At 66.8% G+C, this 7,548-nt stretch carries 7 protein-coding genes; all 7 read left to right on the top strand.

From position 1 onward, the window contains the following. Positions 1 to 71 precede the first annotated feature (71 nt). Positions 72 to 2,186, top strand: coding sequence for an MMPL family transporter (locus tag ACFPIJ_RS33730; protein ID WP_380121178.1), 2,115 nt, complete (start codon positions 72 to 74; stop codon positions 2,184 to 2,186). A gap of 352 nt (positions 2,187 to 2,538) precedes the next feature. Further along, positions 2,539 to 2,850 carry a transposase family protein gene (locus ACFPIJ_RS33735; RefSeq protein WP_380121181.1) on the top strand — a complete coding sequence of 104 codons (312 nt, stop codon included), beginning with the start codon at positions 2,539 to 2,541 and terminating at the stop codon, positions 2,848 to 2,850. A 149-nt stretch (positions 2,851 to 2,999) separates the two neighbouring features. Continuing rightward, complete coding sequence (locus ACFPIJ_RS33740) at positions 3,000 to 3,500, top strand: hypothetical protein (protein WP_380121183.1); 501 nt, start codon at positions 3,000 to 3,002, stop codon at positions 3,498 to 3,500. 743 nt (positions 3,501 to 4,243) lie between these two features. Continuing rightward, positions 4,244 to 5,170: a class I SAM-dependent methyltransferase gene (locus ACFPIJ_RS33745; protein WP_380121185.1), complete on the top strand. Its 927-nt coding sequence runs from the start codon at positions 4,244 to 4,246 to the stop codon at positions 5,168 to 5,170. Positions 5,171 to 5,410: 240 nt separating this feature from the next. Then, a complete protein-coding gene (locus tag ACFPIJ_RS33750; RefSeq protein WP_380121187.1) occupies positions 5,411 to 5,899 on the top strand; it encodes a DivIVA domain-containing protein in 489 nt (162 codons plus the stop codon). 278 nt (positions 5,900 to 6,177) lie between these two features. Further along, positions 6,178 to 6,519 carry an immunity 53 family protein gene (locus ACFPIJ_RS33755; RefSeq protein ID WP_380121189.1) on the top strand — a complete coding sequence of 114 codons (342 nt, stop codon included), beginning with the start codon at positions 6,178 to 6,180 and terminating at the stop codon, positions 6,517 to 6,519. 188 nt (positions 6,520 to 6,707) lie between these two features. After that, on the top strand, positions 6,708 to 7,412 hold the full coding sequence (locus ACFPIJ_RS33760; protein ID WP_380121191.1) for a hypothetical protein: 705 nt from the start codon (positions 6,708 to 6,710) through the stop codon (positions 7,410 to 7,412). Positions 7,413 to 7,548: the final 136 nt, after the last annotated feature.

Here is a 7,548-nt window from a genome sequence, read left to right on the forward strand (position 1 = left end):
AGGTGTGCGGATCTACGCCGTCATCAATCCCGGCAAGCTTTCCCACGTCGACTGGACACAGAGGAATCTCCATGTTGCGAAAAGTCATGACCTTGCCTAGTGGCAGGATTGCGAAATGGGCCATCTTGGCCGTCTGGATCATCCTGATGGTGCCGGCTCTCATGCTGGCCGGCAAGCTGGGCGATGTCGAGAAGAACGACAATTCGGCCTGGCTGCCCAGCAACGCGGAGGCGACCAAGGTCATCGACCAGGCCAAGAAGTTCCAGCCCGCCGAGACCCTGCCAGCGATCGTGATCTACGACCGACCAGAGGGTGTCACACCTGCCGACATGGCCAAGGCGCAGGCTGACGTCGAAGCCTTCAAGGGCATCGACAACGTCGTGGGGCAGCCGCAGGGCCCGTTGCAGGCCCAGGACGGCAAGGCCATCCAGACCGTGGTCCAGGTCGACGACGGTAACGAGGGCTGGGCCGGGGCTCACAAGGTCGTTGACGCGATGACCAAGATCGGCGAACAGAACGCCGACGGTCTCGGGTTCCACGTCACTGGACCGGCCGGCTATGCATCCGACTCGATCACGGCCTTCGGAGGAGGTGGTGCCCTCGGGATGATCACCGCATTGGTGGTGGTCGTCATCCTGCTGTTCACCTACCGCAGCCCGCTGCTGCCGTTACTGCCGCTGCTGTCCGCGGGTGGCGCCCTGGTCATGGCGGAAGCGGTGATCTACGTGCTGGCGAAGCATGCCGGGCTCACCGTCAACACGCAGACCAGCCTCGTTCTGACCGTCCTGGTGTTCGGCGCCGCCACCGACTATGCACTCCTGCTCATCTCGCGGTACCGGGAGGAGCTGCGGCGCCACGAGGACCGGCACGAGGCGATGGCGGAGGCCTTGTACCGCTCCAGCCCAGCGATCATCGCCAGCGCCGCGACCGTCGCTGTCAGCCTGTTGGTGCTGCTGCTGGCCACGCTCAACTCCACCAAAGGGCTCGGGCCGGCCTGTGCCATCGGCATTCTCGTCGGGCTGCTCGCCATGGTCACGCTGATGCCGGCCCTGCTGGTCATTTGCGGCCGCTGGATTTTCTGGCCCGCGAAGCCGTCGTACGGCTCGGTGGGCACAGTCAAGGACAGCATCTGGACGCGGGTCGGCACCGTCATCGCCAGCCGGCCGCGGATCGTGTGGGTCGGCACCGCGCTCGCTCTCGGCGTCCTGACACTCGGGGTGACGGGACTCCAGGCCGATGGGATTCCGGGCAATGGCCAGTTCACCAGCGAGCCACAGGCGGTCGTCGGCGAGGAGATCCAGTCCAGGCACTTCCCGGCCGGGTCGGGCGACCCTGTCTACGTCGTGGCCAAGGCCGCCTCGGCGGAGCAGGTCAAGAGCGTGCTGTCAGGCGTTCCAGGGATCGCCGACGTCGCGGCGCCGATGATCAAGGATGGTGAGGCCCTCGTTCTCGGGACGCTCAAGGACGCTCCCGGCAGCGAGGCCGCGATGCGCACCGTCGAGCAGGCCAGAACCGCGATCCACAAGATCGAGGGCGCGGATGCCCGGCTCGGCGGCAGCACGGCGATCGCATTCGATACGCAACAGTCAGCCGCCCGCGACACCAAGGTGATCATCCCCGTCGTGCTGATCGTGGTCTTTTGCATCCTCGCGCTGCTGCTGCGGGCGATCGTCGCCCCGCTGCTGCTCATGGCGACGGTGGTGCTGTCATTCGGAGCGGCCCTCGGCGTGAGCGCGCTGATGTTCAATCACGTGTTCGACTTCGCCGGGGCGGACGCGAACTTCCCGCTCCTGGTGTTCGTGTTCCTTGTCGCCCTGGGCATCGACTACAACATCTTCCTGGTGACCCGGGTGCGGGAAGAGGCCCTGCTGCACGGCACCCGGCGCGGCGCGCGGACCGGGCTGTCCGCCACCGGCGGCGTGATCACGTCGGCGGGTCTGGTCCTGGCCGGCACCTTCGCGGCGCTGGGATCGCTGCCGTTGGTGTTCGCGGCGCAGCTAGGGTTCGCGGTGGCGTTCGGCGTGCTGCTTGACACCATGATCGTCCGCTCGGTGCTGGTCACCGCGCTCACCCTGGACGTGGGTCGATGGATGTGGTGGCCCAGCAAGCTCTTCAAGCACCACGACCCCCGGCCGCCCGCGGGCAAGTCCGACCCCGAACCCGCTGTCGTGAGCGCAGGCACATGACAGGCTTTCGCCGCGGCCGCTCTGGCACCTGCGGAAGGCCGCCTCGGTTCCTTGCGGCCGCCGTCGCGGGCGAGTTGAGTGAGTATCTGCAGGACCTGGCGTAGCAGCAGGTACACCAGCGAAGCCGTCATGACCTCGATCGTTGCGTTGCCGGCCGGGGTGGACGTCGGACAAAGTCACACGTCACAGCCTTGATCCGAGTTTGCGAGCCCACAGGTTCCGTCCGTCGGCAAGACGATCGGCGCCCAAGAGATCAAACTCGCGACGCTGCTGAACCGGGCTGGCTTCGTACGCGAGGTTGGGGCTCTGCGCGAACTGTGTGATGGATGTTGGACGATGAAACGTTGCGCAGGTGCGCGATGCCGTCGGACAGTTGCTTCCTCATCTGGACGGCGTCGAGATCGATGAGGCGGTAGACGTCGGGGCCGAGCTGGTCGTTGCGGCTCGGGTCCGCAGCCGTCAGGCCGGTTGTCAGGCGTGTGCGGTGCCGTCGTCTCGGGTGCATTCGCGGTATCGCCGTACGTTGGCGGATGCTCCGGTCGCTGGCCGGCCGATCCGGATCGTGTTGTCGGTGCGCCGGTTCTTCTACGACAACTCGGCATCGACCACGACGGCAATCTCGGATCAGGTGGCCCGCTCGCGGCGGGCGGGTCGGCGGAGGTGACGTTGCCGCAGCTTGTCGCCGGAGGCCACAAGTTCAGCCAGATCGCGCTGGGCAAGGGGCACGCGACAGGCATCGTCACTGGGTAGCCTCGCTGAAACCCGGCCAGCGGACACCGCGGAGCCGTAGCGGTGATCGGGCATGATCACCGGATGCGTCCGTATCCCAAGGCCAATCATTTCGTCGCCGGTACCGCGGCAGCAATGCTGCTGCTGACCGTCTACACCGTGCCCGACGTTCCCTGCACGGCCGGCGGGTGCGGTCCGGAGCCGGTCACGTCCGTCGCGGTGGGCGTGGCCGCTGCGACCGCGGTGATGTCCTACCTGCACCGGTGGGCAGCCGTCTGCGCAGCCGTGCTGTGCGCTGTGCTGTGGCCGGTCGCCGACCGGGCCGACGACTCCCAGCTTGGCTGGCGGGCGATGCTGCCACTGGCGCTGGTCGCCGTCTCGGTCGGCGTCGCCCGGTTGCGGTGGGAGGTGCCGCCCGCGAGCGTCGTCCGGCGGCAGCCGCCGGCGCCGCCCTGCTCGGCCTCTGGCGTGTCCAGTTCCAAAGCCTGCGCCGTCACCTGGCCACCACCTTGGAGCCCGCGAAACTGCACAACGAGGTCACCCTCGACGTCCACCGCGCGGACCGTCTCATCGAGAACGGCCTAACCTCGAGTTGGCCGTCGTGACCTGTAGCTGAGCCGTCAACCAGCCGCCCGCATCTGCCGCAGACCTCGCGCGCTGTGGCTCGCCGAGCGGTCGTCACGCTGTGTACGCCGCTGCGCCCTGCGTGTCTGAGCTTCTGGCGCGCTCTCGAAGCCGATGTGCGGACGTTGGGCGCCAACCGATGCAGTAGTCCCGGGGCTAATCGGGTTCGGTCTTTCAGCGTTGCCTGGACAGGACGGTCCAACAACCTGCGTACAGCATCGCGGCGATCAGGCCGCCCCCGGCGGCGCCCGTGCCGGCGAGGAAGACAATCCGGAGTAGTCCTTCACCAGCGGGTGCGGGCAGCGCGGCGACAAGTCCACCCGCGATGCCAGCGAACACGATGACCGCCCACGCCGTCCGTGCGGTCCACGCCGCAGGCTCGGAGGCGGGGGGAGCGACAGCTTGGTTTGCGTGCCACCAGCGCAGCAGCCAGGCTGGTCTCGCGCGGCTGCCGACTCGGAAATCATTACGCTTCGTGGCGACACCGGCGCGTCGAACCGCAGCAGCGGCGCGCGGTCATGCCGATGAGGGTTCACGTGATCTTGATGGCAGGGCCGATGATCGACACGGCTTCCACCTGTGCGGTGAATCGGTCATCGTTCGTCACCGTGCGGTGATCAGTCACGTGCCGGCGTAAACCAGGCAGAGCTGAGCCGTGTCGGAATTGGGTAGTCCGATCCGCACGTCGTCGCTACGGTCGCGTGGTGGCCTACCAGCATCCGCTCGCTTACACCTTGGGGCTCGAGGGCGTGTCGTTGCTGCGTGCCTTCGCCGGCGACTACGACCAGGACTTCATCGAAGCGCGGATCAGCGAGGTCCGGCGCCTTCTGGACAGCCCTGCACTGAACGGTGCCGGAGTCACCGCGGCGCAGGTCGACACCCTAAACGGCTACGAGGTGTGGTCCGCGACCTATGATCAGCCAGGTAACGGGCTGTTCGCTGTCGAAGAACCCATCGTGCACGAGATCCTCGGCGCCCTGCCTCCGGGCGTGGCCTTGGACGCGGCTTGCGGCACCGGCAGATACACCGGGTACCTGGCCGAGCAGGGCCACCACGTCATCGGCGTCGACAGTTCCCCGGACATGCTCGCTCACGCTCGTACGCGCGTTCCGAACGCGGAATTGCGGCAGGGCGACCTGCGCAATCTTCCCCTGCCCAACGACCACGTAGACGTCGTCGTATGTGCTCTGGCGCTGACGCACCTTCCTGATGTCGGGCCGGCGATCACCGAGTTTGCCCGAGTCCTGCGTCCTGGCGGCCATCTGGTGATCACGGACGTCCACCAGGAGCTCGTGGCATTGGGCTCCGTGCCGCGCGTTCGTGCTGCCGACGGTGATCCTGGCCTGCTCCCGGCGTTCCGCCATCGGGCCAGTGACTATCTCCGCGTCGCCTTGCCGTTGGGCCTGCAGGTACGGCGTTGCGAGGAACCTCGGATGTTCGGCGATGCCAGCGGGGACATGCCCGGGGAAATCGTGACGGGACCGTGGGACGTATGGCCTTGGTCGCTGCTGGGCATCGTCCCGGCGGCATTCGGCGCTGCCTGGGACGGAACACCGAGTCAGATCATCTGGCACTTCCAACTGGTGCCGAGCGCCATCACGGCTGTTGCCCCTCCTTCCACTATGCGCTGAGCTGGTCCTGACGCCGTTTCATATCGATGATGTTGGGCGAGGGCCCGGTCCCGAGACCGAGTGGCCGATCAGACCGGATCGAGCGGCAACGGCGCCATTGCCGAGCTCTCGCCGCCCCCGCTCTGACTCGTTCCGGCCCGTCGACCGCTTGATCACGTGCGCGGATCTGCCGCATTGTGCGCGGCGCACTCCGCGCCAGATAGCTGTGTCGAGTTTGACAGGGGTCACCACACTGGGTTGATGCCCTCGTACGAGTTCTCCGTGGTGCTGCGCGGATACGACCCGCGAGCTGTGGATGCGCTCCTGGCCTCGGCCGTCGCCGCCCTCACGACCGCTGACGAGAGTGCGCGGGCAGACGCGGTCGCCGCATTGCGCCGCGCGAACCCGCCCGTGGTAATGCGCGGGTTCGACCGGGCGCAGGTCGACAGCGCGATCGCGAGTCTGACCGCTCAGCTTGAGGGTGCACCCAGATCAGATCCGGACCCAGACTTGCCGGACGGTCGGTCGGTGCACGTGGCGGAGTTCGACGTGGCACTGCGTGGCTACGACGTGGCTGCCGTGGACCGGCTGGTCGAGCAGGTCGGCCGAGCACTGACATCCGAGAGCGCCACTGCCCGCGCCGAGGCGGCGATCGCCGTGCGACAAGCAGTCTTCGCGGTCAAGTTCCGTGGATACGCGCGGCACCAGGTCGATCGGTTCCTTCAACAGATAGCACGGGAACTCGCATAGGCCCGTAGCACCGCAATCGACAACTGCGCTTGTGATCACCGGAGCCGCGTGGCTCAAGAGGACACGATCCGCCGATGGGGTGGAACCTTCTCGAATGAAATCGTCGCAGCCGTCGTGATCGACCAGGTGCGCGAGCGATCGAACAGGCCGCTTGATCAGGTGCACGGTCATGCCGCGATGAGGCTCGCTGCGGAACGTCACGCGCCTGCCGGTCGCCCAGTTCCCGCAACTGCCGATGAGCGGATGTCAGGCTCAGGTACCTACGGCATGATGACCATATGAGCGGGCAAGATCTTGTTTCCTACGTTGATGGGCCTGACGCGTTGACGTGGCTTCAGGGCTGGTACGCCACCCAGTGCGATGGGGATTGGGAACACGAGTACGGCGTGTCCATCGAAACGCTCGACAACCCCGGTTGGTCTCTGAGGGTGGACCTGCAGGCAACCGCGATGGACGGCCTTGCGTTCCCCAAGCAGGAAGTTCACCGAAGCAAGCACGACTGGTTCATCGCTCGCCTGGTCGACAACCATTTCGAGGTCCTCTGCGGTCCGCTCAATCTCAGCGAAGCCATCCACCAGTTCCGGATGTGGGTTGCTGACGGCAACCGGGGTACCTCCTGATCGACGGCCGATTCCACGTCCGCTCATGCCGCATAGCGCTCGCTACGTTCCGTGACGAGCCTCTCGGCCAGCTTGCGTTCCAGGCATCCGCTCGTAGCCGATGAGCGCTCGCCGGGGCCCGCTCTGCCGATTTTGCTGCTGCCTCGAAGCGCCGCAGCTGATGGCGACTCGTGCCGTACAGTCCGAGGGTGGATCAGGGGCTGGACATGGCGCGCGTTCTCGGCGGGTTGGAGACCCGGGTCGATGCCTGGCGGTTCGTTCGGGCGTTCGCGGCCGATTGGGCCGCGCCGGTCACCGATGCGGACGGGTTCGCTGACGAGGCGCTCGACGTGGCCGAGGCGGCCCTCGGGGTGTGCATGCCAGCGGCCGTTCGGGACGCCTATCGGCTGTTCGGGCGGCGTCGGGATCTGACGAGCGGCAACGGTGACCTGTACTCACCCGATCAACTGCGCTATGACGCGGCTGCCGACGTGCTGGTCTTCCGAGCGGCGCACCAAGCAGTCGCGTTCTTCGGCGTATCCCTCGCTGACAAGGCGGCTCCGGACCCGCAGGTCTTGCTGTACACCACGTATCAGGACAAGACGCAGGAGTCTTGGCAGCCGTTCTTGGACCGGTTTTCGCTGGCCTGCGTCGACATGGTGCTGTGGGAGATGGTGGAGGCCGGGCCGCACAGCGACGCACGCGATGAGACCAACGACGACCAGGCCGCGCTCGCCGATGACCTGACCGCGGTGCCGTTCCCCCGCTATCCCGACGAGTTCGGCAGTCAGTGGTACGTCAGCGCCGACATCATCCTTCGCCACGACCCTGGCTGGATCGCCGTCGCAGCCCGCACGCCGGAAGCGCTCGACGCGTTCCGCCATTCGCACCCCGGCGGCTGGGTCAACGAGTAACAGGGGTGCCTACCGTTCCGTACAGGTCGCGCATCTGTGCCTACCCGGCACACGCCAAGATCAGTGCGCGGATCTGCCGCGACTGGCGCGGAGGTACCGACTGTGCCGATGGTCATCGGTGGGACGAGGTACCGCG

The sequence above is a fragment of the Dactylosporangium cerinum genome (assembly GCF_042653625.1).
GTDB lineage: Bacteria > Actinomycetota > Actinomycetes > Mycobacteriales > Micromonosporaceae > Dactylosporangium > Dactylosporangium cerinum.

Bases quoted from the DNA above. Each gene is read 5' to 3' on its own strand.
- ACFPIJ_RS33740 (WP_380121183.1), top strand. From the start codon at position 3,000: ATGCGTCCGTATCCCAAGGCCAATCATTTCGTCGCCGGTACCGCGGCA.
- ACFPIJ_RS33730 (WP_380121178.1), top strand. From the start codon at position 72: ATGTTGCGAAAAGTCATGACCTTGCCTAGTGGCAGGATTGCGAAATGG.
- ACFPIJ_RS33755 (WP_380121189.1), top strand. From the start codon at position 6,178: ATGAGCGGGCAAGATCTTGTTTCCTACGTTGATGGGCCTGACGCGTTG.
- ACFPIJ_RS33750 (WP_380121187.1), top strand. From the start codon at position 5,411: ATGCCCTCGTACGAGTTCTCCGTGGTGCTGCGCGGATACGACCCGCGA.